The organism is Euzebya rosea, from assembly GCF_003073135.1.
Lineage (GTDB): Bacteria > Actinomycetota > Nitriliruptoria > Euzebyales > Euzebyaceae > Euzebya > Euzebya rosea.
This window is the reverse complement of the sequence record NZ_PGDQ01000015.1, coordinates 156,342-182,076: the sequence shown is the minus strand read 5'-3', so window position 1 is coordinate 182,076 and position 25,735 is coordinate 156,342. Positions and strand designations below refer to the sequence as shown.

General features: G+C 72.4%; 23 protein-coding genes and 1 pseudogene. 4 read left to right on the top strand and 20 right to left on the bottom strand.

Features of this window, described 5'->3' with window-relative positions; all coding sequences use genetic code 11:
- The 6 genes from CUC05_RS19295 to CUC05_RS19270 form a co-directional block, all read right to left on the bottom strand.
- On the bottom strand, positions 1 to 1,786 hold a 1,786-nt coding region (locus tag CUC05_RS19295; protein ID WP_108667750.1), incomplete at its 3' end, for a glycoside hydrolase family 3 N-terminal domain-containing protein.
- Positions 1,783 to 2,892 (bottom strand): type 2 isopentenyl-diphosphate Delta-isomerase, encoded by a 1,110-nt coding sequence (gene fni, locus CUC05_RS19290; RefSeq protein ID WP_108667749.1) that lies wholly within the window; start codon positions 2,890 to 2,892, stop codon positions 1,783 to 1,785. The genes fni and CUC05_RS19295, both read right to left, overlap by 4 nt.
- Complete coding sequence (locus tag CUC05_RS19285) at positions 2,814 to 3,443, bottom strand: secondary thiamine-phosphate synthase enzyme YjbQ (RefSeq protein WP_157965777.1); 630 nt, start codon at positions 3,441 to 3,443, stop codon at positions 2,814 to 2,816. Before CUC05_RS19285 ends, fni begins: the two co-directional genes overlap by 79 nt.
- A 17-nt stretch (positions 3,444 to 3,460) precedes the next feature.
- Positions 3,461 to 4,495, bottom strand: a complete 1,035-nt coding sequence (locus CUC05_RS19280) for a phytoene/squalene synthase family protein (RefSeq protein WP_108667772.1) — start codon at positions 4,493 to 4,495, stop codon at positions 3,461 to 3,463.
- Between the two features lie 89 nt (positions 4,496 to 4,584).
- Complete coding sequence (locus CUC05_RS19275) at positions 4,585 to 6,078, bottom strand: phytoene desaturase family protein (RefSeq protein WP_108667747.1); 1,494 nt, start codon at positions 6,076 to 6,078, stop codon at positions 4,585 to 4,587.
- Positions 6,079 to 6,080: 2 nt separating this feature from the next.
- The gene (locus tag CUC05_RS19270; RefSeq protein ID WP_157965776.1) at positions 6,081 to 7,175 is read right to left on the bottom strand and encodes a polyprenyl synthetase family protein; all 1,095 of its coding nucleotides are present in this window, start codon (positions 7,173 to 7,175) and stop codon (positions 6,081 to 6,083) included.
- A 313-nt stretch (positions 7,176 to 7,488) separates the two neighbouring features.
- Here CUC05_RS19270 and CUC05_RS19265 point away from each other — a divergent pair, with 313 nt between their 5' ends.
- Positions 7,489 to 8,652, top strand: a complete 1,164-nt coding sequence (locus CUC05_RS19265; RefSeq protein ID WP_108667745.1) for an RNA polymerase sigma factor — start codon at positions 7,489 to 7,491, stop codon at positions 8,650 to 8,652.
- 2 nt (positions 8,653 to 8,654) lie between these two features.
- On the opposite strand, the gene CUC05_RS24905 is transcribed toward CUC05_RS19265, so the two are convergent.
- The 4 genes from CUC05_RS24905 to gatC form a co-directional block, all read right to left on the bottom strand.
- Positions 8,655 to 8,813 (bottom strand): hypothetical protein, encoded by a 159-nt coding sequence (locus tag CUC05_RS24905; RefSeq protein ID WP_157965775.1) that lies wholly within the window; start codon positions 8,811 to 8,813, stop codon positions 8,655 to 8,657.
- A 122-nt stretch (positions 8,814 to 8,935) separates the two neighbouring features.
- Positions 8,936 to 10,372, bottom strand: a complete 1,437-nt coding sequence (gene gatB, locus CUC05_RS19260; protein WP_108667771.1) for an Asp-tRNA(Asn)/Glu-tRNA(Gln) amidotransferase subunit GatB — start codon at positions 10,370 to 10,372, stop codon at positions 8,936 to 8,938.
- Between the two features lie 5 nt (positions 10,373 to 10,377).
- Positions 10,378 to 11,832, bottom strand: coding sequence for an Asp-tRNA(Asn)/Glu-tRNA(Gln) amidotransferase subunit GatA (gene gatA, locus CUC05_RS19255; protein WP_108667770.1), 1,455 nt, complete (start codon positions 11,830 to 11,832; stop codon positions 10,378 to 10,380).
- A gap of 44 nt (positions 11,833 to 11,876) precedes the next feature.
- Positions 11,877 to 12,176, bottom strand: a complete 300-nt coding sequence (gatC, locus tag CUC05_RS19250; RefSeq protein ID WP_108667744.1) for an Asp-tRNA(Asn)/Glu-tRNA(Gln) amidotransferase subunit GatC — start codon at positions 12,174 to 12,176, stop codon at positions 11,877 to 11,879.
- A 172-nt stretch (positions 12,177 to 12,348) separates the two neighbouring features.
- Between gatC and CUC05_RS19245 the strand changes: the two genes are divergently transcribed.
- Together CUC05_RS19245 and CUC05_RS19240 are read left to right on the top strand one after the other, a co-directional pair.
- Entirely contained in the window at positions 12,349 to 13,155 is an 807-nt protein-coding gene (locus CUC05_RS19245; protein ID WP_108667743.1) for an alpha/beta fold hydrolase, read from the top strand.
- The gene (locus CUC05_RS19240) at positions 13,152 to 14,411 is read left to right on the top strand and encodes a PP2C family protein-serine/threonine phosphatase (RefSeq protein ID WP_170128064.1); all 1,260 of its coding nucleotides are present in this window, start codon (positions 13,152 to 13,154) and stop codon (positions 14,409 to 14,411) included. The genes CUC05_RS19245 and CUC05_RS19240 overlap by 4 nt, the downstream gene beginning before the upstream one ends.
- Here the strand turns inward: CUC05_RS19240 and CUC05_RS19235 are convergent.
- The 8 genes and pseudogenes from CUC05_RS19235 to CUC05_RS24895 form a co-directional block, all read right to left on the bottom strand.
- Complete coding sequence (locus tag CUC05_RS19235) at positions 14,382 to 15,344, bottom strand: VWA domain-containing protein (RefSeq protein WP_108667741.1); 963 nt, start codon at positions 15,342 to 15,344, stop codon at positions 14,382 to 14,384. The genes CUC05_RS19240 and CUC05_RS19235 overlap by 30 nt on opposite strands.
- The gene (locus tag CUC05_RS19230) at positions 15,344 to 16,312 is read right to left on the bottom strand and encodes a DUF58 domain-containing protein (RefSeq protein ID WP_108667769.1); all 969 of its coding nucleotides are present in this window, start codon (positions 16,310 to 16,312) and stop codon (positions 15,344 to 15,346) included. The genes CUC05_RS19235 and CUC05_RS19230 overlap by 1 nt, the downstream gene beginning before the upstream one ends.
- A 446-nt stretch (positions 16,313 to 16,758) precedes the next feature.
- Positions 16,759 to 17,820 (bottom strand): annotated as a pseudogene (locus CUC05_RS19225) (AAA family ATPase); the annotation flags it as partial.
- The gene (locus CUC05_RS19220) at positions 17,817 to 18,974 is read right to left on the bottom strand and encodes a hypothetical protein (protein ID WP_157965774.1); all 1,158 of its coding nucleotides are present in this window, start codon (positions 18,972 to 18,974) and stop codon (positions 17,817 to 17,819) included. The pseudogene CUC05_RS19225 and the gene CUC05_RS19220, both read right to left, overlap by 4 nt.
- Before the next feature lie 156 nt (positions 18,975 to 19,130).
- Positions 19,131 to 21,158, bottom strand: coding sequence for an NAD-dependent DNA ligase LigA (gene ligA, locus CUC05_RS19215; RefSeq protein ID WP_108667738.1), 2,028 nt, complete (start codon positions 21,156 to 21,158; stop codon positions 19,131 to 19,133).
- Positions 21,159 to 21,287: 129 nt separating this feature from the next.
- Positions 21,288 to 21,449, bottom strand: a complete 162-nt coding sequence (locus CUC05_RS24900) for a hypothetical protein (protein ID WP_157965773.1) — start codon at positions 21,447 to 21,449, stop codon at positions 21,288 to 21,290.
- Positions 21,450 to 21,508: 59 nt separating this feature from the next.
- Entirely contained in the window at positions 21,509 to 22,471 is a 963-nt protein-coding gene (locus CUC05_RS19210) for an oxidoreductase (protein WP_108667737.1), read from the bottom strand.
- 111 nt (positions 22,472 to 22,582) lie between these two features.
- Positions 22,583 to 22,801, bottom strand: coding sequence for a WCX domain-containing protein (locus CUC05_RS24895; RefSeq protein ID WP_170128058.1), 219 nt, complete (start codon positions 22,799 to 22,801; stop codon positions 22,583 to 22,585).
- Between the two features lie 18 nt (positions 22,802 to 22,819).
- Here CUC05_RS24895 and CUC05_RS19205 point away from each other — a divergent pair, with 18 nt between their 5' ends.
- Complete coding sequence (locus CUC05_RS19205; protein WP_240606286.1) at positions 22,820 to 23,290, top strand: alpha/beta fold hydrolase; 471 nt, start codon at positions 22,820 to 22,822, stop codon at positions 23,288 to 23,290.
- A 32-nt stretch (positions 23,291 to 23,322) separates the two neighbouring features.
- Here CUC05_RS19205 and mnmA read toward each other — a convergent pair whose 3' ends face one another.
- Together mnmA and CUC05_RS19195 are read right to left on the bottom strand one after the other, a co-directional pair.
- A complete protein-coding gene (gene mnmA, locus CUC05_RS19200) occupies positions 23,323 to 24,399 on the bottom strand; it encodes a tRNA 2-thiouridine(34) synthase MnmA (RefSeq protein WP_108667735.1) in 1,077 nt (358 codons plus the stop codon).
- Positions 24,399 to 25,562, bottom strand: a complete 1,164-nt coding sequence (locus CUC05_RS19195; RefSeq protein ID WP_108667734.1) for a cysteine desulfurase family protein — start codon at positions 25,560 to 25,562, stop codon at positions 24,399 to 24,401. The genes mnmA and CUC05_RS19195 overlap by 1 nt, the downstream gene beginning before the upstream one ends.
- Positions 25,563 to 25,735: the final 173 nt, after the last annotated feature.

The window sequence follows — 25,735 nt, the reverse complement described above, 5'->3', positions numbered from 1 at the left end:
AGGCCACGACGACGGTCTCGACCGCGGGCTCCCCTCGACGGTCCCAGACCTGCATCGCGCCGGCCACCGGGTCCTCGGCGTCGATGTTCACGACCGGGCGACCGAGGCCATCGGGAACGGGGCCGACCACGATCACCTCACCACCGTCGCCGACGACCCGGTCCAAGGACCCGCCGAGCCGGTCCGGGCGCCCGCCCACGGGCAGGACCGGGGAACCGGAGGAGGCGTCGGCCGCCAGCGCCGCCGCGATCGGCACCGTCGTCGTCACGGCCACGACGCGGGCGTGCGCCTGCGCCCCCGCCGACTGCTCGGCACGTTGCACCGCGACGTCCAGCGGGTCGGCGCCCTCACCGGCGACCACGGCGACCGCGAACCGGCGGGCGGACACCAACGGGTCACCGAGCGGCAGCGACGCGAGCTCGGCGTCGCTGTAGCGGACCGGCGTCGCACCTCGGCGGGCCAGCGTCTCGGCGTCGGGCACGGGCCGGCGGACCCCGTCGACCACCGCCACGACAGCCCCGTCGCCGTCGACGGCGGCCCGGGCCTCGGCGACGGGCGGCAGCCCGAGCAGACACGACGCCGCCGCGCCCTCGATGCCCTTCAGCGCCAGCGCACGACGAACCGCCTGCCGCAGGCGCTCGACCGGCAGGGCGCCCTGGTCCACGGCGGAGAGGATGCGGGCGTGGGCCGCCGCGGCGCTGTCCGGGGTGCCGAGCAGCAGCACGTCGACGCCCGCCTGCAGGGCCATCAGGGCCGCCGTCGGCTGGTCGGCGACGCTGGCGACGGCCTGCATCGACAGGTCGTCGGTGACCAGCGCGCGGTCCCAGTCGAGCTCGTCGCGCAGGAAGTCCACGGCGACGGAGGAGAGGCTGGCGGGCAGCGACGGGTCCAGCGACGACACGCGCAGGTGGGACAGCATGACGGAGTCGAGATGCTCGTCGGCCAGCCGGTACGGGGTGAGGTGGCGCTGCTGGAGCGCCTCGCGGGACACCTCGACCGACGCGACGGCCCGATGGGTGTCGACGGTCGTCAGCCCGTGGTCGGGGAAGTGCTTGCCGTTGGTCACGAGGCCCGCATCCCGGAGCCCTGCGGCGAACGCCCCGCCGTACGCACCGACCACCGACGGGTCGGTCCCGAAGGACCGGTCGCCGATCACGGTGTCCGCCGGCGCGTCGGTCAGGTCCAGCACCGGCGCCAGGTCCCAGTCGACGCCGAGGTCGGCCATCTGCCGACCGAGCTCGGCGGCCCGGCCGCGCAGCTCGTCGGGGCTCCACATGACGGCCTGCTGCCGGGCCGACGGCAGGCGCACGGTCACGCCGGCCCGCCCGAAGCGGGCGACACGGCCGCCTTCCTCGTCGACGGCGATCAGGGGAGGCAGGCCCGCCGGGGCGCTCGCGTCGAGGGTGTCGACCAGGCCCCGCACCTGCTCGGCGGAGGTGATCGCATCGCCCAGCAGCACGACCGTGCCGGCGTGTTCCGCGGCGAGGGTCGTTGCGGTGGCGTCGGCCGTGGGGCTGCGCAGCGGCGCCCCGATGACCTGGGCGACCAGCTGCGCGGTCGACAGGGGCTGGCAGGTCCCGTCCCCCGATGACCCCGATGACCACGCCGGACCGGAGGACGCAGACCCCGAGGACGCCGACGACCCCGACGCCGACCCGGGTGTCGGCAGCCCGGTGACCAACGCCAGCACCGTCAGTACGGCCAGGACCGCGGAAAGGCGCGCCGTCCCGACCCCCGCCGGCCCGAGGCGACGGCGGCCGACCGGCCCTCCCCCGGTGCGGCTCATGCGAGGTGTGCGTGACCGAGGTCGGTGACGCGGACCGCGCCGATCCCCCACACGGCGATGCGCATCTGCTGCACCAGGGTCCCCAGCGCGGCGGTCGCCCGTTCGGGCCCCTCGGCTCCGGCCGCGATCAGCCGGCGCCCGAAGCCGACCATGTCCGCTCCGAGGCACAGGCACTTCACGGCGTCCACGCCGTGCGCCAGCCCGCCGGAGGCGATCAGGAGGGGACGCTGGCCCTGCGGGACCTCCTCGAGCACGTCGACAGCGGCGACGAGGCTGTCGTGGGTCGACCAGCCCCAGTCCACGAACGCTGCGGCGATCGCCCCGGCGTCGGTGTCGCGGTGGCCCTCGACCCGTGCCCAGTTCGTCCCGCCCGCTCCGGCGACGTCGATGGCGGCTGCGCCGGTTCCGACGAGCGCACGGACGTCGGCAGCGGCCATGCCGAAGCCGACCTCCTTGACCACGACGGGGACGTCCATGCCGTCGACCACGCCAGCGATGCGATCGAGCAGGTCCCCGAAGCCGGTGTCGCCCTCGGGCTGCACGGCCTCCTGCACGGCGTTGAGGTGCAGCACCAGGGCGTCGGCCCGGGTCCGCTCCACCAGCTCGCGGCACCCGTCGATGCCGAGCTCGGCCAGCTGTACCGCGCCGAGGTTTGCCAGCAGCGGCACGTCGGGGGCGATGTCACGCACCTCGAAGGAGGCGGGGTCGCCGCCCTGCAGCAGCACTCGTCCCGACCCGAGCCCCAGCGCCACCCGGTGGTGCTGGGCGGCCGCGGCGAGGGCGGTGTTGACCGGGCCGGCGTCCCCCGTGCCACCGGTCATGCAGCTGATGAGGACCGGGGCCCGAAGCGTCGTCCCGAACGCCTCGACCGACAGGTCGACGGCGTCGAGGTCGTGGCCGGGCAGCGCCCTGGCGGCCAGCCGGACCCGTTCCAGTCCGGTGGTCAGGCCGACGTGGGCGACGTCACCGTCGAGGACCACCCGCAGGTGGTCGGCCTTGCGACGGGCGGACGCGTCCGCCTGTTCGCTCAGCGCCAGCCCTGGACCTGCAGCTGGACCTTGCGGTTGCGGGCCTGGTCCAGCTCGATGAACATGATCCGCTGCCACGTGCCCAGGCGCAGCGCCCCGTCGGCGACCGGCACCGACTCCGACGCGCTGCCCAGCAGCATCTGCTTGATGTGGGCGTGGCCGTTGATCGGCTCCTCCTCCACGGTGCCCGCCAGCGTGGCGTGGTCGCGGATCTCGAAGTCGTCGTGGCGGTAGTAGGCCTCCTGCGGGACCAGCGCCTCCATGAACAGCCGGAGGTCCTCCAGGAAGCACGTCTCGCGCTCGTTGATCTTGATCGCGCACGTCGTGTGCTGGGAGAAGACCGACAGCATGCCCTCCTTCACCCCGCTCTCGGCGACGAGCTCCTGGCAGTCCTCCGTCACGTCGGTGACGTGGAACAGCCGCTCGGTGGCGATGTGGATCGCACGACGGGCGACGACCGGCTGCAGGCCGGACAGCTCGGTGATGCTCGCTTCGCGGCGGGCAGCACGAGGCGCCTCGACGAGCACCTGCGGGGGAAGCCCGTTGAGCTTCTCCTTGGGGCGGCCGTTGCCGTTCAGCTCGGCAACACCGTTCAGCGTCTCCATTGACTCTGGGCTTGAGGGGGTCACGGACAGATCCTTTGTGTTCACTTGGGCTCCGGCCGCGGTCGCACGTCCGATGATCGCACGCCCGCCGTGGTTTGACCACGTGGCCGGTCAGCGATGACCGGAACCCGGCCATCAAGAGTAGAGGTCGTCGGCAGCGCCGGGTGCGGCGCTGGTACAGGTGTGGCCATCTGACGCACCGCCACACCGATCTTCTGCCAGGCAGGGACGACGGCACGAACGTCGAACACCTGATGATCCGCAGCATCGATCCGGTCGAGGATCCGCTCGTACAGCGTGTGTGCGGTCCGCACACAACGGGCGCTGGCCGAGGGCAGCATGCCCCATCCGACGCGGGCCGAGTCGTACAGCCGTCGGGTTCGTGCGATCTCGAAGCGCAGCAGGTGCCGGATCTCCGGTGTCACCCGCCGTGCCTGCATCATCTCCTCGGTGACGCCGAAGCGGTCGAGGTCCTCCATGGGCAGGTAGATCCGGCCGCGCTCGAGGTCCTCGGCGACGTCACGGAGGAAGTTGGTCAGCTGGAACGCGACGCCGAGCGTCATGGCCGGCTCGCGGGCATCCGGGGTCAGCGGACGGAGGATCGGCAGCATCATCGACCCGATGACGGCGGCCGACCCGTGCACGTAGTCCAGCAGGTCCTCGTAGGTCTCGTACCTGGTCACGACGAGGTCCATCGCCATGGAGCGCAGGAACGCGTCGAGGTCCTCGTGCGCGATGCCGAGCGTCCGGACGGTGTGGATGGTCGCCTTGCAGACGGGGTCCTCGGAGTCGCCCCTCTCCAGGTCGGCCAGGAACTCCGCGGCCCACCCCTCGAGGGCCTGCCGTCGCTGCTGGGCATCCCAGTCCAGCGCCAGGTGGTCGACCAGGTCGTCGGCGTACCGGGCGAAGGCGTAGATGGCGTGCACGTGCGGTCGGCTCGCAGCCGGCAGCAGCCGGGTAGCGGTGTAGTAGGTCCGGCCGTGCGCGGCGTTGATGCGGCGGCAGACCTCGTAGGACGTGGTGAGGTCGACGGGGCCGTCGACGTGCCCACGGTCGGCAAGGACCTCCTCGACGATCAGCGTGGAGGGGGTGGGGTGCTCGTAGCCGCCGGCCACGCCCGTCGCCGCGCCGGCGGTGGTCGGCACGGCGCCAACGGGGGCGGCGGTCACGGTCGCTGCTCCAGCTGCTCGGCGACGCGCTCGGCGGCCAGCCGCCCGCTGAGCAGGACCATGGGCACGCCCACCCCGGGGGTGGTGGAGGAGCCGACGAACACGACGCCGTCGACCTTGGGCGCGACGTTCGCGGGGCGGAACGGGCCGGTCTGGCGGAAGTGGTGGCTGGCTGCGAACGGCGTGCCGGCCGCCATGCCCATGTCGGCCCAGTCCTGGGGGGTGACGACGTGGCTGGTCACGACGCTGTCGCCGACGGGCCCGTACTTGGCGTGCTCGAGCCGCTCGATGGTCGCGGCGATCTCGCGCTGTCCCTGGTGGGCCCAGTTGATCGGGTCACCGTGGAGGTTGGGGCTCGGCACGAGCACGAACGCGACCTCGCCGCCGTCGGGCGCCATGTCGGGGTCGGCATGCGTCGGCACCGACAGGAACCACGAGGGGTCCCGCTGCAGGCGCCCGGCGAGGATGTCGTCGAAGGACGCCTGGTAGTCCTCGGCGAAGTGGATGTTGTGGTGCGCGGCGTCCAGCAGCTTGCGGTCCAGGCCGAGGTGCACCACGGTGCAGGAGGGAGAGAACGTCAGCCGCTTCACTCGCGCCGGTGTGGCACGGGGCGGCAGCAGGTCGCGGTAGGCGACCGGCAGGTCGGGGTTGAGGACGACGACGTCGGCGCGGTGGACCGTGCCGTCGGCCAGCCGCACCCCGTTGGCCCGCTTCCCCGATCCGGTGACCTCGGCCACCTCGGCGCCGTAGCGGATGTCCACGCCATGGCGCGTCGCGAGGTCGGCGAGGCCCTCGGCGATCGCGTGGATCCCGCCCTTGACGCCGTAGACCCCGGCGATGGCGTCCATGTAGGCGATGACGGCGTAGATGCCGAGCGCCTCGTAGGGGCTCATGCCGGCGTACATCGACTGGAAGGTGAAGAGGCGCTGCAGCCGCCAGTCCGTCAGGAACGACCCGACGAGGTTGGCCACCGTCCGGAAGCCGCCCAGCCGGATGAGGTTCACCAGCTTGTCGGGCCGCGCCAGGTCCAGGGGGCTGTCGAAGTTGGCGTCGATGAACGTCTCGTACTCCGCCTCGTACAGCTTCTTGAGGTGTCCGGCGAAGCGCACGAAGTTGTCTGCCTCGGCGGGCCCGGCGAGCTGGCGGACCTCCTCGGTCATCGCGTCGACCGACCCGCGGATGCGCACGACCGATCCGTCGTGGAACGTGGCCCGGTAGGCCGGGTCCAGCCGCTCCATCGTCAGGTGGTCCTGCATGCGTTCGCCGTGCAGCGCGTACAGGTCGGCCACGAGCGACGGCATCGTCATCACCGACGGGCCGGTGTCGAAGGTGAAGCCCCGGTCGAGGATCTGGCCGGCGCGGCCGCCCGGGATGGGGTCGCGTTCCAGCAGGGTGACGTGATGGCCGTCGGCGGCGAGGCGGATGGCCGACGCCAGACCGCCGAGTCCGGCGCCGACGACCACGACGTCGGCCGGTCGGAGGAGGGGCATGGTCAGGCGCTCCGGTCGACGGCGACCGACGCCAGCTCGAGCAGGGCGGACCGGGCGGGTTCGGGCAGGTGCTCCACCGCCCGGTCGGCCTCGGCCCGCAGCCCGCTCAGGTAGGACTCGACGTGCTCGGCGGCGCCGGTGTCCACGACGACCTGTCGGACGGCATCGGCGTCGTCCCGGGTCGCCTCGGGGTTGCCGACGACCCGGTCGAGGACCCGGCGCTGGGCGTGGTCGGCACGATCGCGGGCGCGGAGGATCAGCATGGTGCGCTTGCCCTCGCGGATGTCCTCCAGGGACCCCTTGCCGGTGGTGTCGGGGTCGCCGAGCAGGCCGAGCACGTCGTCGCGCAGCTGGAACGCCACGCCGACCGCGTCACCGAAGGTCGACAGGGTGCGGTCGAGGTCCGGGTCGGTCCCGCCGAGCGCCGCACCCATCTGCAGCGGCCTGGTGACGGTGTAGCGACCGGACTTCAGCAGCGACACCCGCAGGGAGTCAGCCTCCGACGCTGCCGGAAGGCCGGACAGCCGCAGGTCCAGGTACTGGCCGGCCATCACCTCGGCTCGGAGCTGGGCGAACACGCGGCGGGCACGGGCCATCGCCCGGTGCTCCAGGCGGGCGGCTTCGAACAGCATGTCGGCCCAGACGAAGACCATGTCACCGGCGAGGATCCCACCGCCGACGCCGAACCACTCGGGGTCGCCGGACAGGCCGGCGTCGACGTGGTGGTCGCGCAGCGCGGTGTGGACCGCGGGCAGACCACGTCGGGTGGCCGAGCGGTCCATGATGTCGTCGTGGATGAGCGCGAAGGTGTGCAGCAGCTCGACCGCGCCGGCGGGCTTGAGGACCTCGGCGTCGGTGTGTCCCGCGGCGGCCCGGTAGCCCCACCACACGAAGGCGGGACGAAGGCGCTTGCCGCCTGCCGACACGAGCGCGGTGACCGCGTCCGCGACCGGGACGAGGGCAGGGTCGAGGTCGGCGAGCTCGTCAGCGCGTGCGCGCAGGAACCGCTCGAGGACCTCGTCGACCCGGCCCGCGACACCGCCGAGCACACCCCCCGGAGGGGGATCGAGCAGGTCGGTGGTGTCGGATGAGGTCATGGTGTGCATGTGCGGCCTTGGCCCGGCGGGACGAACGACGATACGGCGAAGGGTGCCCAACCATCGTTCGGAGCGAACGCAGGTGCGGTTCAACCGTACCCCCAGAAAACGGGATCAGGGCCGGATCCCCTGCTCGACGATCCGGCCCTGCCCACCCCCTCACGTACGTGCGTACGCGGGATGCCCACCAGTACAGAACGAACGGGAGGCCCCGGTGGTTAACACCCACACGAGAAAGTTCTGGGAGGATGTGACGGTCCGACCGCGAACTCAGTAGGTGCAGGCACGTTCACCTTCTGCCCAACGCCTCACGATGTCCACCACGAATTCCTCCCCGCCGTCCCCGCCGCCGCACGCCCTGCTGGCGGCTGCTCGCGCAGGCGATGACGTCGCCTTCGCGACGATCGTCCGCGGGCACGGCCCCGCGGTCATGACGACGTGCCTGCGCTGGGTCAAGGACCACCACCTGGCCGAGGACCTGTCACAGGACGTCTTCGTGCGCCTGCTGCGCAGCGACATCCAGCCGCTGGACGATCGCGAGCTGCGACGGTGGCTGCTGCGGGTCGCCCGCAACGCCGCCATCGATCACCAACGCCACGAGGACGTCGTTCGTCGCAGCGAGACGGCTGCCAGCGAGCTGGTCGTCCCGGAGGCCGTCCCGCAGCGCACCGTGGAGATGCGCGTGCTGATCGCCCAGGTCCTCGACGAGCTGAACGACCGGGACGCCGAGCTGGTGGTCGAGCACTACATGGAGGACGTGTCGCTGCGGGACATGGCGGCCCGACGAGGCACCACCCGGGACACCATCAAGGTGCAGCTGCACCGCGCCCGCAGCCGGGCGCGCGCGATCGCCCGTGATCGCCGGATCGATGGACTTCCGTGGCTGCCGGCACCGCTGGCGCGCCTCGGTTCGACCGTCAAGGGCCTCGCGGCCCAGGTCGGAGCCAAGGGTGCGGTCGCGCTCCTCGCGCCGTTGCTGGTGATCGGCGGCGCGGGGATGTGGGGCGAACAGACCTTCCCCGGCCGGGAGGACGGCCCCGGGGGCGTCCCCGCCATGGACGTCTCACCGATCGTCGGCGGACGGTCCGGGATCGCCGTCGACGGTGCGATGACCTCCTCGACCACCGCGTCGCGCCCATCCGTCGGCGACGGGAACACGAGCGCTGCAGACCCTGCGGCCGCCGACCGGACCCAGCCCCGCAACGTGCCTGCCCGGGGCGTGCCGGTCCCGGTCGGGGACGTCGAGGCGACCGTGCCCGGGCGTGACCAGCCCGTCGTCATCCGCGAACAGACCGACCCGCCGCCCGACACCGAGTACATCGTCGTGGGCGGCGCCACCGAGGAGCTGGGCATCGCGCCGGGCGGGTACCACCAGGGCGACGACGCCGACGAGGAGTCCGCGGCACGGGTACGCCAGTTCTGCGAGCTCGTGGACCCCGTCCCGGACGCACTCGTGGACTGTCGCGTCGCGAACTGACGTCAGGTGCACACCTCCCTGTCGACGACGGGAAGGAAGACGCACCCGCCGGGGCCCTGAGCGGCTGCGGCCGACAGCTCGGGCGGTGCGGACCGGTTCGGGGGCGAGCCGCCGAGGAGCGGAAGGACGGACAGGATCAGGAGGGTGGTTCGGATGTGCATGCATCCGAAGGTGAAACACTGGTTCCGTCAGGGGTGACGTCCCGCCCGTCAGATCCGACCGGGGTGCCGAGCCGACGAGGGCCGGTCCCGACGCGAGTCGGAACCGGCCGGTTCGTGCTGGGTCAGCCCTGGAGCTTGGCGTGCAGCAGCTGGTTGACCAGCGCGGGGTCGGCCTTGCCCTTGCTGGCCCGCATGACGCCGCCGACGAGGGCGCCCATGGCCTTGGGGTTCCCGTCGCGGACCTTCTGGGCGGCGTCGGCCTGCTCGGCGATGACCTGGTCGACGATCTGCTCGATCGCGCTGACGTCGGAGACCTGCTCGTGGTCCGTCGACAGCTGCTCCACCGTGCCCTCCCCCGCCAGCACCGACGCCAGGACCTTGCGGGCACCCCCCTTGCCGAGGGTGCCGTCGGCGACCTTGCCGAGCAGGGTCACGAACTCACCACCCGGCAGGGCCTCGACGGCCGAGCGGCCGGTCTCGTTCTGCCAGCCGGCGACCTCGTTGACCAACCACTTGGTGGCGTCCGCCGGGTCGGCCCCGCCATCGACGGCGGCGTCCAGCAGCGGGATCAGCCCGGCGTCCTGCATGGTGACGACCGACTTGCGCTCGAGGCCGTGGGCGGCGATGAGCCGTGCCCGCGTCGCCGCGGGCAGCTCGGGCAGGCTGGCCCGGATCTCCTCGATCCACGCCGGGTCGGGGACCATCTCGACCAGGTCGGGGTCGGGGAAGTACCGGTAGTCGTCCAGCGTCTCCTTGCGGCGCAGCGTGGAGGTGGTGCCGGCGTCCTCGTCCCAGTGACGGGTCTCCTGGACCACGGTGCCACCGGACTCCACGACGTCGATCTGACGGGCGATCTCGTACTCGATGGCCCGGCCGAGCGACCGCACGGAGTTCATGTTCTTGATCTCGGCCCGGGTGCCGAACGGGGTACCGGGCCTGTGGATGCTGACGTTGGCGTCGCAGCGCATCGAGCCCTCCTCCAGCTTGGCGTCGGAGATGCCCAGGGCCAGGACGATGCCGCGCAGCTCGGTCAGGTAGGCCTGTGCCTGCTCGGCGGTGCGGATGTCGGGCTCCGACACGCACTCCAGCAGCGGCACGCCGGCGCGGTTGTAGTCCACCAGGGAGTAGTCGGCCCCGTGCACACGGCCGGACTCGCCGACATGGACGTTCTTGCCCGCGTCCTCCTCCATGTGGATCCGCGTGATGCCGATGCGAACCGGCCCCTCGCTGGTCTCGATGTCGAGGTGGCCAGCACCGCAGATCGGCACGTCGTACTGGCTGATCTGGTAGTTCTTCGGCATGTCCGGATAGAAGTAGTTCTTCCGGTGGAACTGGCTGACCGGCGCGATCTCGCAGTCCAGCGCCAGCCCCATGCGGATGGCGTGCTCCACGGCCGTGCCGTTGACCACGGGCAGGGTGCCGGGCAGGCCCAGGTCGACCTCGGTGACCCGGGTGTTGGGGGCCCCGCCGAACTCGTTGGGGCAGGCGGAGAACATCTTGGTCCGCGTCGACAGCTCGACGTGGACCTCCAGGCCGATGACGGCTTCCCAGTCGCTCATCTTCGTCACTCGCTCTCGGGGAGGGCCAGCGCACGCGGCCCACGTGGGGTCAGGTCCAGGGCCAAGTCGGCCTCCAGCGCGGCCGCGGCCCGCACCATCACGGCTTCGCCCAGCATCGGCCCGATCAGCTGCAGGCCGACGGGCAGGTCGCCGCCGTCGCCGCTGGAGTCGAACCCGACCGGCAGCGACATGGCCGGCATGCCGGCAAGGGACGCCGGGACGGCGAACACGTCGTTGAGGTACATCGCCAGCGGGTCGGCGGTCTTGTCGCCGAGTCCGAACGCCGCGGTCGGGCAGGTGGGCCCCACGAGGACGTCTGCCTGGGCGAACGCGGCCTCGAAGTCGCGGATGATGAGGGTACGGACCTTCTGCGCCTGCCCGTAGTAGGCGTCGAAGTACCCCGCCGAGAGGGCGTGGGTGCCGATCATGATGCGCCGCTTGACCTCGGCCCCGAATCCGGCGGCCCGGGTGGCGGCCATCATCTCGTGGGTCGTCTCGCCGTCGACGCGCAGGCCGTAGCGCACGCCGTCGTAGCGGCTGAGGTTGGCCGACGCCTCCGACGGCGCGATCAGGTAGTAGGCCGGCAGGCCGTAGTCGGCGTGTGGCAGGGACACCTCGACGATCTCTGCGCCGAGTGAGGAGAGGCGGTCGATGGCGTGCTGCACCGCAGACCTGACGCCGTCGCTTGCCCCGTCACCCATGAACTCGGTGACCACGCCGACGCGCAACCCGGCCACTCCCCTGTCGAGGGTGTCGCTCCACGACGTCATCGGGTCGGGGATGGACGTGGAGTCCTTGGGGTCGTGGCCGCACATGACCTCCAGCCCCAGCGTGGCGTCCCGCACGGTCCGACCGAAGGTGCCGGCCTGGTCCAGCGACGAGGCGAAGGCGATCAGCCCGTAGCGGCTGGCCCGCCCGTAGGTGGGCTTGATGCCGACGGTGCCGGTGACGGCGGCGGGCTGGCGGATCGACCCGCCGGTGTCGGTGCCGGTGGCGATGGGTGCCTGGTAGGCCGCGACGGCGGCCGCGCTGCCGCCGGACGAGCCCCCCGGCGTGGTGTCGGTGTCCCACGGGTTGTGACACACCTTGTAGGCGGAGTTCTCCGTGGACGACCCCATGGCGAACTCGTCCATGTTGGTCTTGCCGAGCAGGACGGCGTCGGCCGCCCGCAGCCGGGCCACGACGGTGGCGTCGTAGGGCGGGACGAAGGTCTCCAGCATCCTCGAGCCCGCCGTGGTCGTGGTGCCCTTGGTGCACATCACGTCCTTGACGGCCACCGGGATGCCCGCCAGCGCACCGAGGGCCTCGCCGGCCGCGCGGCGACGGTCGACGTCGGCCGCGACGTCCAGCGCCTCGTCGGCCATCATGGCCAGCCACGCGCCGGTCGTGTCGTCGGTGGCCTCGATGCGGTCCAGGTGTGCCCGTGCGACCTCGACGGCCGACAGCTCGCCGCTGGCCATCGCGTCGGCCAGCTCGGCGGCGGTGCGAGCCACGATCGGGCGGCTCACGACGACTCCCCGATGATCCGTGGGACGCGGAACTGCAGCTCCTCGGCGTCCGGGGCGTTGGCGACCACGACCTCGGGCGGCAGCGGCTCGGCCACGATCGAGTCGTCGCGGAAGACGTTGCGCAGCGGGTAGGGATGCGAGGTCGGCGGCACGTCGTCGGCCGCGACCTCGCTCACCTTCTCGGCGTAGGCGAGGATCTCGGCCAGCTGGGGCGCCAGGCTGGTGATCTCGTCGTCGGTCAGGTCCAGCTGGGCCAGCCGGGCGACGTGGCGGACGTCGTCGTCGGAGAGTGCCATCGGTGCGGAACGATCCTGGGGGTGGAGGGCGGACGGTCGGCGTGCAACGCTACCCCCTCTCGGCCATCAGCCCCACCGCGCGGACAGGCGGACCCGGTAGCGTGGAGGGCGCGCAGGCCGGACGTCCCGACCCCCGACCGATCTCCTGCTCCTTCGGCGATGGAGAAGATCAATGGAAGTTGCGCAGCGGTACAACCTGACCGTCGGCGGTGTCGACACCGGACAGCCGATGCTGTTCGCCCACGGCTTCGGCTGTGACCAGCAGATGTGGCGGTTCGTCGAGCCCGCGTTCGCCGATCGCTACCGGACGATCCTGTTCGACCACATCGGCGCGGGCCAGTCGGACCTGACGGCATGGGATGCCGACACCTACACCAGCCTCGAGGCCTACGCCGACGACGTGCTGACCATCGTCCGCGACCTGGACCTCCACGACGTGGTGTTCGTCGGCCATTCGGTGTCGGCGATGATCGGCGTCCTGGCCGCCAACGCCGAGCCGGACCGGTTCGCGGCGCTCGTGCTGGTCGGACCGTCGCCGCGGTACATCAACGACGACGACTACGTCGGCGGGTTCTCGCAGGCCGACATCGACGAGCTGTTCGGGGCGCTCGACAGCAACTACCTGGGCTGGTCCAGCGCCATGGCCCCCGTGATCATGGGCAACCCCGACCGGCCGGCCCTCGGCGAGGAGCTGACGGAGAGCTTCTGCCGCACCGATCCCGAGATCGCTCGCCAGTTCGCCCACGTGACGTTCACCTCCGACAACCGTGCGGACCTCGAGAAGGTCGCCGTGCCCACGCTGGTGCTGCAGTGCGCCAACGACGTGATCGCCCCCGAGGAAGTGGGCCGGTTCGTCCACGACCGGATCCCCGACAGCAGCTTCGAGCTGCTCGACGCGACGGGCCACTGTCCGAACCTGAGCGCGCCGGACGCGACGATCGACGCGATCGAACGGTTCCTGCGGAGCCGCCCCGAGTGACGGACCCGCACCCGTCCCACTCCGACACCGTCGGGCCCGTCCTGGTTCCCGACGACGATGCGGAGGACCTCTACGAACGCGCGCCCTGCGGCTACCTGTCCACGACGAGGACCGGCACCATCGTGCGGGTCAACCAGACGTTGCTGGACTGGTTGGGCCTGGAGCGCGAGGACCTGCTGGGCAAACCCTTCACCGACCTGCTGAGCGCAGGTGGCCGGATCTACCACGAGACGCACTACCGGCCGATGCTGTCGTTGCACGGGACGGTGCGCGAGATCGCCCTGGACTTCGTGCGCAAGGACGCCAGCCGGCTGCCGGTGCTCGTGAACTCGCGGGTGGTCGTGCCGTCCGACGGTGGGGAGGAGGTCATCCGCACCAGCATCCTGGACGCCACGCATCGTCGCGAGTACGAGCAGGAGCTGCTGCGGGCCCGCCGTCGGGCCGAGGCATCGGAGGCCAGGTCCGCCGAGCTGGCCCGCACCCTGCAGTCCAGCCTGATCCCCCCGAACCTGCCGGTCATCGACGGTGTCGAGCTCGGGGCGACCTATCGCCCGGCGGGGGACGGCGCCCAGGTGGGCGGTGACTTCTACGACGTGTTCGAGACCGACCGCCACGACTGGATCGTGGTCGTCGGCGACGTCCGCGGAAAGGGTGCGCGGGCCGCGACCATCACCGCCCTGGTCCGCTACTCCGTCCGGGCGGCCGCCATCCGCCAGCACCGTCCGAGCAGAATCCTCGCCGACCTCAACGCCGTGCTGCTGCACCACGAGACCGAGCGGTTCTGCACCGTGGTGTGCTGCCGCGTGCGGCTGGAGGACGACGGGACGGTGCGGGTCACGATGGCCAGCGGCGGGCATCCCCCCGCCGTGCTCGTCGGGCCCGACACGGCCGAGCCGGTCGACGTGACCGGCACGCTCATCGGCGTGGTCGAGGACCCGTCGTTGACCGACGTCGAGATCCGCCTCGGGCCGGGCGAGGGGCTGTTCTGCTACACCGACGGCCTGACGGAGGCACGTCGGGGCCGGGAGATGCTGGGCATGGAGGGCCTGCTGGACCTGCTGTTCGCCCATCGGGCACTTCCCGCGTCGGAGCTGACCGACGCCGTGGTCACCGACGTCATGGCCTACCAGGGCAGGCGGCCCCGCGACGACATCGCTGCGGTCCACATCCGGGTTCCTGCCGACGTCGGGGAACCCCTCACCCGTCCGTCCGCGGTGGACGGCAGGTCAGGGGAGGCGGGAGAACCAGGCGAGTGAGGCGGCGGCCGCGGCGGTCCCGAGGATCATCGCGGCAACGACCCACGGGACGATGACCTCGACCTCCTCGGTGGTGAAGCCCACCGCCACGCCCAGGGTCTCGAAGATCTCCGTCAGGGCCTCGGCGCTCTCGGCGTCGTAGAACCGGCCGCCGGTGTCCTCCGCGATCCCCTCGAGGGCCCGGCCGTTGGAGGGGACGGGCACGATCTGGCCCTGGAACTGGATGACGCCGTTGACGGTGCCGAAGCTGATCGTGGAGACGGCGATCCCGGCCTCCTGGGCGGCACGGACCCCGAAGGCGTTGGGCCGCCCGGCGGTCGTGTCCCCGTCGGAGAGGACGATGATCGTCGCCGGTTCCGGTTCGTCGTCGCCCTGCTGCTCGGCCTGGATGGCCTGCAGGTCGGCCTCGATGAGGTCCACGGCCACCAGCAGGGCCTCGCCGATGGCGGTGCCGGGGCGCAGCTCGAGGTTCTCGATCGTCGTGCGGACGATCGCCCGGTCGTCGGTGGGTGCGACGTTGGCGACGGCGTTCTCCGCGAAGCTCACCAGCCCGACCCGCACCTGGTCGGGCACCTCGTCCATGAACCGCAGCGCGGCGGCCTGGGCGGCGTCGAGCCGACGCGGTTCGACGTCACGGGCGTCCATGGAGATGGAGGTGTCCAGCGCCAGGATGACCGTCGACGCCTCGACGGGGACCTGCTCGGCCTTCACCGGCCGGGCGATGGCGATGACGAGGCAGATCAGCGCCAGCACGAGGGCGGCCGCCGGGACGTGTCGGCGCCAGCCGGGGGTGTCGGGGGCGATCTCGTCGAGCAGGTCGAGGTTGGTGAACTGCACCGCGTAGTGGCTGCGGCGGGACTGCATGACGACGTAACCGATCGCGAGCCCGATGGGCACGACGACCAGCAGCAGCATGGCGGGGGCGGCGAACATCAACGGGAGCTCCGTCGTGGGAGGGGGGCGCGGCGGCGACGTTCGACGTAGCGGATGACGTCGGCCAGCCAGTCGGTGTCGGTGCGCACGCTCAGGTGCGAGGCGCCGGCGCGGCGCAGCTCACCGGCGATGCGGTCGCGTTGGTCCCGGGCGGCCTGGGCGTAGCGGATCCGCACGGACCGGTCGCTCGTGTCGACGACGCGTCGGCGGCCGGACTCGGGGTCGGCGAGGGTGATGAAGCCGACGTCGGGGAGGTTCAGCTCGCGTGGGTCGACGACGTCGACGGCGATGACCTCGTGGCGTTCGGTCAGGGCACGGATGCTCCTGGCCCACGGCGGGGTGGCCTCGTGGGCCCTGCCCGGACCGCTGCGTCCCAGGAAGTCGCTGACCACGATGACCAGGCCTCGCCGTCGGGCCAGGCGCCCGGCGCGACGCAGGCCCCGCGACAGGTCGATGGGCGTGGCCGCCCCCGCGGTCCGTGCGGTCACCCGCGGCAGCCGGGAGATCCGCTGCAGGGTGGCGTGCACGTGGTGTCGTCCGGAGGCGGGGGCGTACCACTCCTCCCCTGCCGGGTGCAGGGCGAGCGCGCCGAACCGGTTGGCCCCGTGTGCCGTGACGAACCCGAACGCGCCGAGCACCTCCACGGCCACGTCGCGCTTCTGGCGTCGGCCCGTGCCGAAGTGCAGGCTGCCGGACAGGTCGATCACGCCGATCGTGGTGAGCTCGTGGTCGGCGATGGTGTCGCGGACGTGGGGATGGTCGGTGCGCGCCGTGACGGCCCAGTCGATCCGCCGCACGTCGTCACCCGGCCGGTAGCGGCGCGCCTCGCCGGGTTCCGAGCCGTGGCCGGGAAGCAGGCCCTGGTAGTCGCCGTGCAGCCGGCCCTCGAGGCGTCGGCGCACGGCGAGCTCCAGCCGGCCGAACGCCTCGGGACGCAGCGTCGTCCCGGGTGTCAGCGCTGGCGGGATGGGCGAGCTCACGCGGGCGGGGCCAGCGGGTCGCCGGACGCGTCGTCGGGTCCGTCAGCGTCGGATGCGTCGCCGTCGGATGCGGGACGGCCGGGGTCGTCGTCGGGGTCGACGGGTGGCGTCGTGTCCTCCGGTGCGGTCAGCGGCACACCCTGCGGGGGCGTGTCGTCGTCCGCACCGTGGTCACGGCCGTCCTCCTCGCCGAGCCCGGCGAACGGGTCCTCGCCGTCGCCCATGGCGTCGACGTGCCCGGGGGCGCGATCGGTGGTCTCGGCCGGCCCCCACTCGCCGTCCGGCGGCGGCATGACCGGTCCGCGGTTGGCGCCTCGGGCAGCGTCCTGCTGGCCCTGGAAGGTCCCCGGGGTGCTCTGGGCGACGTGATAGGGCTGCTGGGCATGGAGGCCGCGGTTGGCGGTGGGGGGTACCGGTGTCGCGTCGGGGATCCGCGGTGGGCCGGCCGGCGGCCGTGCGGCACCGTTTGACGACGCCAGCTGCGGCGCCGGGATGGTCGTCAGCAGGTGGTACAGCACCTCGTCGACGGTGATGCCGTCGGCGACGGCGTCGAAGGACAGCACGAGCCGGTGGTTCAGCACGTCGTAGGCGATGTCGTAGATGTCCTGCGGCTCGACGGCGCCGCGGCCGCGCAGCAGGGCCAGGGCACGTGCACCCTCGACCAGCCCGATCGAGGCACGGGGGGAGGCACCGAAGGCGATCAGCGGGGTCAGGCTGTCCAGCCCCTGCCGGGCCGGCTCGCGGGTGGCCAGGACCAGCCGCACGGCGTAGTCGGCCACGCGTGGGTCGACGTGGATCGCCCGTGTCGTGGCCTGCAGGGCCTTGACGTCGTCGAGGGTGATGACCTCGCGCGGGTGGATCGCGTCCCCCGCCGCCCGACGGACGATCTCCATCTCCTCGTGGGGGCCGGCCGGGTAGTCCACCGGGACCTTCATGAGGAAGCGGTCGCGCTGCGCCTCGGGCAGCTGGTAGACGCCCTCGGACTCGATGGGGTTCTGGGTGGCGAGGACGAGGAAGGGACGGTCGACCCGGAAGGACTCGCCGCCGATGGTCACCTGCTTCTCGGCCATGACCTCCAGCAGGGCCGACTGGACCTTCGCCGGGGCACGGTTGATCTCGTCGGCCAGGACGAAGTTGGCGAACACCGGGCCGAGCTCCACGGTGAAGCGCCCCTCCTCCTGCCGCCAGATGCGGGTGCCGACGATGTCGGAGGGCAGCAGGTCGGGGGTGAACTGCACGCGGCTGAAGGACCCGCCCATGGCGGTGGACAGGGTCGTCAGCAGGCGGGTCTTGCCGAGGCCCGGTGCACCCTCGAGCAGGCAGTGCCCCTCGGCGAGCAGGCCGACCATGACCCGCTCGACGACCCGCTGCTGGCCGACGATGACCCGGCCGATCTCGGCGCGGACGCTGGCCAGCAGCTCCGCGGACCGGGACGGGGTCAGCAGCTCGACGTCGGTGTCGTCGTGGGTGTCGTTGTCGGCAGGGACGGTGGTCATTCGGCGAGCTCCAGCCCGTTGGCGATGGTCAGCAGTTCGTCGGTGCCCACGTCGGCGGGCCCGTCGATGTCGAGGTAGGTGTCGGGATCACCGTCGACCAGCCACACGATGCGCTGCCCCTCCAGCAGGTAGGCGGTCTGGCCGCGGACGCTGATCTCCGTGGCCTCGTCGGTCAGGACGACGTCCAGCCGGCGGGCGGCGTCCTCGGCGCGCACGGCCAGGACGGTGATGTCGCCCAGCGGGTGGTCGAGGTGGGTGACCTGCTCGATGCGCGTGGCCTCGTTGCCGGTGGAGGTCTGCGTGACCGTCGTGTCGTCCTCCGCGGTCCCCGACGGCAGCTGGGTCAGGTCGAACAGCAGCGGCAGGTCGATGTCACCGTCCTCGGGATCCTGCGGGGCCGGCTGGGGCTGCAGGCCCCCCTCGCCCGGCGGCGCCTCGGGGGCGGTCCCGCCCTCCGGGGGCAACGCGTCGCCCTGCGGGGGCAGCGCGTCACCGGACGGCGGCACGGTGCCCTGCTCGCCGCTGGGGTCCTCCGGTGCGGTACCGGGGTCCTCGCCACCGGCGCTGGGCGCCGGCGCGGGTTCGAGCTCGCCGGGGCTGGGGGTCGCCTCGGGTCGGCCGTCGGCCAGGTCGTCCTCGGCCGGTGGTTCGGGGGCGGGCGCCGGGTTGTTGGGCGAGGGGGTGAAGGTCCCGAAGGGATCGCCGTCCCCCTCGTCGGCGGTCTCGGCGGGCAGCGGCGAGTCGGCGTCCACCGGGTCGTCGTCGCCGAGCAGCACGAGGGCGGCGGCCACGCCGAGCGCGAGCAGGAACAGCACGCCGAACACGGCGATGGCGATCTGCACGGGGGTGATCTGCGAGTCGTCGCCTGCGGGTGGGGCCGCGGGGGCGGCGGCCATCGAGGCGGGACGGGCGACCACCGGGGCGCGCATGGGCGGGATCGGCCCGAACGGCGGGTCCTTCGGCAGGTCGCGCCACGTCGGCCCGTCGGCGCCCTGTCCGGCGGGTCCGGCACTGCCCGGCACCCCGTTCGTGGGGCCGGTCAGCGGTGCGCCCGCGACGAGCCCGGGGACGGGTGGTCCGGCGACGGGACCTGCGGGACCGGGCGTGCCGGAGGGCATCCCGATGGGCGCGCCGGCAGACGTTGGATTCGACATGTCGGAGTGAACGCTAACCGCACACGCGTAAAGCGGCAGTCAAAGCTCCGCTGACCCGGCAGTCAACGCTCCGCTGACCCGGCAGTCAACGCTCCGCTGACCCGGCAGTCAACGCTCCGCTGACCCGGCAGTCAACGCTCCGCTGACGCGTCCGTGTCAGGCAGGCAGCTCGCCGGTCAACAGCAGCTGCTCGAAGGCGGCTTCGTCGAGGATGGGCACGCCGAGGTCCTCGGCCTTGGTGGCCTTCGAGCCCGGACTGTCGCCGACCACGACGGCGAAGGTCTTGCCCGAGACGCTGCCGGTGACCTTGCCGCCGGCGTCGAGGACGGCCTGCTTGGCCTCGTCACGGGAGTACCCGGCCAGGGTGCCGGTGATGACCAGCGAGCGGCCTGCGAGGACGTCGCTGGTCGTGGCCGTCACCTCGGTGTCGGTGCGCACGCCCGCGTCGACGAGTTTGTCCAGCAGCGCAGCGTTGCGGTCGTTGGCCATCCAGCTGACCAGTGACTCCGCGATGACCGTGCCGATGCCGTCGACCGCGGCGATCCGCTCGACGTCGGCGTCGCGCATCGCCTGCAGGTCCCCGAGGGAACGGGCGATCAGCTTGGCCACGTTGGGCCCGACGTGGCGGATGTTGAGGCCGGTCAGCAGGCGCTCGACCGGCTGGGTCCTGGACTTCTGGATGCCGTCGAGCAGCAGGTCGGTCTTCTTGTCGCCGAACCCCTCGAGGGCGAACACGGCGTCGCGATCAAGCAGGTACAGGTCGGCCAGGTCGGTGACCAGCCCGGCCTCGAGCAACGCCTTGGCGGTCTCGTAGCCCAACCCCTCGATGTCCATGGCCTTGCGGCTGGCGAAGTGGTCGAGGGTCTCGAGGATCCGGTTGGGGCAGTCGACGTTGACGCAGTAGGTGTCGGCCTCGCCCTCCAGCCGTTGCAGCGGTTCGCCGCAGAACGGGCAGGTCGTCGGGAACTGCCAGGGACCGGCGGCCTCGACCTCCTCGGGACGTTCCGACAGCACCGGGCCGACGACCTCGGGGATCACGTCCCCGGCCTTGCGCACGATGACCATGTCCCCCGGGCGGACGTCCTTGAGCCGGGCCTGGTCCTGGTTGTGGAGGGTGGCGTAGGTCACCGTGGACCCGGCGACGAGCACCGGTTCGAGGACCGCGTAGGGGGTCGTGCGTCCGGTGCGGCCGACGTTGACCTCGATGTCGACCAGCCGGGTGCGCTGCTCCTCCGGCGGGTACTTGAACGCGATGGCCCACCGGGGGGCACGGCTGGTGGAGCCGAGCTGGCGTTGCTGGTCCAGCCGGTCGACCTTGACCACGACGCCGTCCAGCTCGTAGGTGGGATCGTGGCGGTGGGTCTCCCAGTGCTCGACGAAGGCCCACACCGCACCGATGTCGTCCACGGTGCGGGTCTCGGGGGCGGTGGGGATACCGGCGTCGCGGAGGAAGTCGAGGAAGCCGGAGTGGGTGTCGACGTCCAGCCCGTCGGTGGCACCCATGCCGTGGGCGACCAGCGCGAGGGGGCGGGTGCGGGTCACCTCCGGGTCCTTCTGCCGCAGCGCGCCCGACGCGGCGTTGCGCGGGTTGGCGAACCGTGCCTCGCCGGCGGCCTCCCGTGCGGCGTTCATCGCCTCGAACTTCTCCACCGGGTAGTGGATCTCGCCGCGGACCTCCACCAGCGCCGGCGGGTCGTCGACGGCGAGCAGACGGGGGATCCCCTCGATGGTGCGGACGTTGGCGGTGACGTCCTCACCGGTGGTGCCGTCGCCACGTGTGATCGCCTGGACGAGGAAGCCGTTCTCGTAGATCAGGGAGATGGCGACCCCGTCGACCTTGAGCTCGCAGGTGAAGCGGTGGTCCCCGTCCTCCAGTCCGCGGGCGACCCGGGCGGCCCAGGCCTGCAGCTCCTCGCGGTCGAAGGCGTTGTCCAGCGACTGCATCGGCAGCCGGTGGGCGACCTCGCCGAAGGCGCTGTCGATCGGCGCCCCGACCTGGTGCGTCGGCGAGTCGGGGTGGTCCAGCTCCGGATGCTCGGCCTCGAGCCCCTCGAGCTCGCGCATGAGCGCATCGAACTCGGCGTCGGGGATCTGCGGATCGGAAAGGACGTAGTACCGGTAGCGGTGGTACGCGAGCGTCTCGCGCAGCTCCGCCACCCGGTCGCGGGTCTCGCGGTCAGTCATGGAGGGAGGAGTCTATGGACCACCTGCGACATCGTGGCCGACCTCGCGGCCGGCCCCCGTCGCGGCGACCTCGGCCGCACGGCCGCGCGTGCCGCCGGGGTCGTGCGGGAGGGCTGGTTCAGCTGCGCGTCAGCGCAGGTCCTTCCAGTCGTGGATCTCGGCTTCCCAGCGTTCCCACTCGTCATCGACGGGGATCTCGACCTGCTCGAGCTGCGGCTCGTCGAGGTTGCTGTTGGCCTGCAGCCACGCCAGCACGGCGCCGAACACCGTGACCCACAAGACTTCACTCATCGTCGACTCCTGACCCGCTTCCGGCGATCGGTCCCAAACGTACCCAGTTCAGGGTCCCGTCACCGCACGGAACCGGTGTTCGTTCCCAACGCGTCGTATGTCACGCCCGTGGTGTCCACCGAGATGTCCCACAGCCGGGCGGCGTCGGCCTCGTTGCGCGCCCTGCGGTTGACCTTGGCCGGGCCGACGGGTCCGCGCATCTCCGCCGGGCCCGTCGGGCCCCAGTAGCTGCCCCCGGGCACGTCGCTGACCGCGGCGTGGATCTGGGGCAGGGCGCCCTGCTCGACCGACATGCCGACCAGCGGCGTGATCAGCCGCATGCCGATGCTGGCGGCCTTGTGGAACAGCCCACCGCCGGGCAGCCCGACGCCGGCCGACTGGAGGTTCGTGGCGGTGTAGCCGGGGTGGGCAGCCACCGACCGTGCGTCGGCCCCTGCGGCGTCGAACCGGCGCTGCAGCTCGAGGGCGAACATCAGGTTGGCCAGCTTGGACCGGGCGTACTGGGCGGTGGTGTCGTAGCCGTCGGACCGCTGCTGCTGCAGGTCGTCGAAGTCCATCTCGCCGCGGTGGTGCATGCCGGAGGACACGGTCACGACGCGGGCGTCACCCGCGGCGAGCAGCGGCTCGAGCAGCAGGCCGGTGAACGCGAAGTGGCCGAAGTGGTTGGTGCCGAGCTGCAGCTCGAGGCCGTCGGCGGTGGTCGCCTCGGGGGTCATCATGATGCCGGCGTTGTTGACGAGGATGTCCACCTCGGGGTGCTCGCTGCGGATGACCTCCGCGGCGGTGCGGACGTTCTCCAGGCTGGCCAGGTCGAGCTGGACGAACCGAAGGTCTGCCGTCCGGTTGGTGGGCCGGATCTCGGCCTCGGCGGCGTCGAACTTGTCCTTGGAGCGGGCGGTCATGACCACGGTCGCGCCGGCCCCGGCCAGCGCCCGGGCCGTCTCCAGCCCCAACCCCGAGTTGGCGCCGGTGACCACCGCCGTGCGGCCGGTCAGGTCGGGAAGGTCGGCAAGGGTGAACACGGGAGCTCCTCGAAGGGGTCGTTGTCGTGGGGGATGTCCGCGATGCCGTCGGGGCACCGCGCACGTTCCACAGCCTTGCCCGGATGATGCCCTGTCGAACGTGTCCGCCCGTCACCGGGTCGTCAGCCACCGGCCCAGGGCATGCAGCGCCTCCACCAGCTCGGGCGGGTCGAGCACCTCGAACTCGCAGGTGAGTCCCACCAGGAACGTCGCGATGGGATGCAGGTCGTCACCCCCGACCCGGAGCAGTGACCGGCCGTCGTCGTGGGGGTCCAGCAGCCCGATCGCCGTGGGCACGCGCACGCGGGCGACGTCGTCCTCGTCGGCCACAGCTACGCCGGCGCGGTGGTGACCGGTGCAGCGGCGGCACTCCCCGACCGCATCGGGCGGATCGTGTACGTCGACGCCTCGGTCCCGACCGACGACGGCCCGCTGATCGGCGACGGACCGCAGCTGGAGGCCATGCAGGCATGGGCGGACGGCTTCGGTGGTCGACTGCTGCCGTTGTTGCCCGACGAGATGTTGTGGGCACGCGAGCTGTACGGCGCCGACGACCTGTCCGCGGAGGCGCTGCAGCGGTTCCGCGAGCGGGCGACCCCGTTCCCCCTGCCGTGCATGACCAGCCCGCTCCCGCCGGGCACGGTCGCCGGTGCCGCCGGCATCCCGCGGACGTTCGTTCGCTGCACCCGGTCGGGACCGTCCCCGTGGTGGGCCGACGCCGACCAGCGCCGACCGGAGGACCACTTCGTCGAGCTGGACGCCGGCCACTGGCCCATGTGGTCCACGCCGGAGGCGCTGGCAGCCGCGATCCTCGGGTGAGTCCCCAGGGGCGCGCTGGAGGGCGGTGTCGGTCAGCGCGAGGTCGTGGCGATCGTGCCGCCGCCCACGCACTCCTCGCCCCGGTAGACGACGACGGCCTGGCCGGGCGCGACGCCGCTTGGCCGGTCGTCGGTGAAGGCCACCGACATGGTCGTGTCGTCGGCGGTCCCGTCGAGCTGGACCACCACCGGCAGCCGCTCGCCGTGGTAACGAACGCGGGCGGTCAGCCCCTCCTCCCCCGGGGTGGGTGGGGCCACCGTCCAGCTGACGCCGTCCGCGGTGAGGGCCGAGACGCGCAGGTCCTCGCGTCGGCCGACGGTGACGGTGTCGCCCTCGATGGCGGTCACGAACCGCGGTTCGGGCATGCCGGACAGTCCGAGCCCGCGCCGCTGCCCGACGGTGAAGGCGAACGCGCCGTCGTGCTCGCCGAGGTCGGTGCCGTCGTGGTCGACCAGGCGGCCCGGGCGTCGGCCGATGCGGGCACCGAGGAACGCCGCGGTGTTGCCCGAGGGGATGAAGCAGATGTCGGTGCTGTCGGGCTTCGACGCCGTCACGAGCCCACGCTCGGCGGCCATGTCGCGCAGCGCCGACTTGTGGATGCCCCCGACGGGGAAGGCGGAGTGCTGCAGCTGGTCCTGGCTGGCCATGTACAGCACGTAGGTCTGGTCCTTTCCCTCGTCGACGGGCCGCAGGAGCCGGACGGTGCCGTCGTCGTCAGTCGACAGCCGGACGTGGTGGCCGGTCGCCAGCCGGTCGAACCCGGCGGCACGTGCCCGGGCCATCAGCGCGGTGTACTTGACCCGCTCGTTGCAGCGGATGCACGGGTTGGGTGTGCGACCGGCGGCGTACTCGGCGACGAAGTCGTCGACCACCCGCTCGTGGAACGCGTCGGCGAAGTCCCAGACGTAGTAGGGGATGCCGAGCAGGTCGGCCACCCGGCGGGCGTCGCGGGCGTCGTCGAGGGTGCAGCAGCCCTTGCCGGGGATGCCGCTGGGCGTGTCGGCCATCTTCAGGTGCACGCCGGTGACGTCGTGCCCCTGCTCGACCAGCAACGCGGCGGCCATGGAGGAGTCCACGCCGCCCGACATCGCCACGAGGACGCTGGCCATCAGCGGTCCCCCGTCGCGGTGCGCAGGCGTGCGACGGCGTCGGTGACCGCAACGATCGTGCGGTCGATGTGGGCGTCGGTGGTCTCGGAGCCGAGGGTGAAGCGCAGGTGTGCGGCGTCCTCGCGGGCGCCGATCGCGTCCAGGACGTGGCTGCGCCGGGCCGCGCCGGACTGGCAGGCCGAGCCGGTCGAGCACTGGATGCCGGCCCGGTCCAGGCCCATGAGCAGCGACTCGGCGTCGACGCCGCCGATGCCGACGTGGGCGTTGTGCGGCAGGCGCTGCTGGGGATGGCCGTTGAGGGCCACGTCGTCGATGGCCAGGAGGCCGTCGAGCAGGGCGTCCCGTCGGGCACGGACCGCGGTGTCGACGGTCGACAGGAGGTCGGCGGCCCGTTCGGCGGCGGCACCGAGGCCGACGATCCCGGCGACGTTGAGGGTGCCGGATCGCACACCCCGCTCCTGCGCGCCGCCGTGGAGCACGGGATGGGGCTGCAGGTCGCGACGCAGCACCAGCACGCCGACGCCGGTGGGACCGTTGAACTTGTGGGCCGAGAGGGCGAGGCCGGCCGGCTGCCACTCCCCCAGCGGCATGGGGACCTTGCCGAACGCCTGGACGGCGTCGACGTGGAGGGGGACGCCCCGTTCGGCGAGCGCCGGGCCGAGGACGTCGAGGGGCTGGATGGTGCCCAGCTCGTTGTTGGCCGCCATGACGCTGACCACCCGGGTGTCGGGCTGGACGGCCGCCAGGACCTCGTCCGGATCGACCAGGCCGTCGGCGTCGACACCAACGACCGTGGCCTTCACGCCCTGGTGATCGCGCAACCACTCGACGGTCTCCAGGACGGCGTGGTGCTCGATGGCGGTGGTGACGACGTGCCCGCCCGCCCCGCCGGCCCAGACGAGCCCCTTGATCGCCTGGTTGTCGGCTTCGGTGCCGCCGGAGGTGAAGAGGACCTCCAGCGGGGTCACGCCGAGCGCCGCGGCGACCCGGTCACGGGCGTCCTCGACGGCAGCCCGGGCCCGACGCCCGGCGGCGTGGAGCGACGAGGCGTTCCCGACCGCCCCCGCCGTGATCCACGGCCCCATGGCCTCGACGGCCTCCGCCGCCAGCGGCGTGGTGGCGGCGTGGTCCAGGTAGACCGCTTCGGAGGTGGTCGACGTCACGCCGACGACGGTAGCCGCTCGCCCGCGGCAGGTGGTCGGTGGGCGCGATCGGGGCCTGCGTCGGCCATGGACGACGATCGGCACGATCGGGGTCCGGGCCACCCGGAGGAGCCGGGCCACCCGGAGGAGCCGGCCCCCCTGCAGGGGCCGGCCCACCCGCAGGGGCCGGCCCA

Bases quoted from the DNA above. Each gene is read 5' to 3' on its own strand.
- gatC (WP_108667744.1), bottom strand. From the start codon at position 12,176: ATGGCACTCTCCGACGACGACGTCCGCCACGTCGCCCGGCTGGCCCAG.
- ligA (WP_108667738.1), bottom strand. From the start codon at position 21,158: ATGACTGACCGCGAGACCCGCGACCGGGTGGCGGAGCTGCGCGAGACG.
- gatB (WP_108667771.1), bottom strand. From the start codon at position 10,372: ATGAGCGACTGGGAAGCCGTCATCGGCCTGGAGGTCCACGTCGAGCTG.
- gatA (WP_108667770.1), bottom strand. From the start codon at position 11,832: ATGGCCAGCGGCGAGCTGTCGGCCGTCGAGGTCGCACGGGCACACCTG.
- CUC05_RS24900 (WP_157965773.1), bottom strand. From the start codon at position 21,449: ATGAGTGAAGTCTTGTGGGTCACGGTGTTCGGCGCCGTGCTGGCGTGG.
- CUC05_RS19235 (WP_108667741.1), bottom strand. From the start codon at position 15,344: ATGTTCGCCGCCCCCGCCATGCTGCTGCTGGTCGTCGTGCCCATCGGG.
- CUC05_RS19220 (WP_157965774.1), bottom strand. From the start codon at position 18,974: ATGTCGAATCCAACGTCTGCCGGCGCGCCCATCGGGATGCCCTCCGGC.
- CUC05_RS19275 (WP_108667747.1), bottom strand. From the start codon at position 6,078: ATGCCCCTCCTCCGACCGGCCGACGTCGTGGTCGTCGGCGCCGGACTC.
- mnmA (WP_108667735.1), bottom strand. From the start codon at position 24,399: ATGGCCAGCGTCCTCGTGGCGATGTCGGGCGGCGTGGACTCCTCCATG.
- CUC05_RS19265 (WP_108667745.1), top strand. From the start codon at position 7,489: ATGTCCACCACGAATTCCTCCCCGCCGTCCCCGCCGCCGCACGCCCTG.
- CUC05_RS19245 (WP_108667743.1), top strand. From the start codon at position 12,349: ATGGAAGTTGCGCAGCGGTACAACCTGACCGTCGGCGGTGTCGACACC.
- CUC05_RS24905 (WP_157965775.1), bottom strand. From the start codon at position 8,813: ATGCACATCCGAACCACCCTCCTGATCCTGTCCGTCCTTCCGCTCCTC.
- CUC05_RS19270 (WP_157965776.1), bottom strand. From the start codon at position 7,175: ATGACCTCATCCGACACCACCGACCTGCTCGATCCCCCTCCGGGGGGT.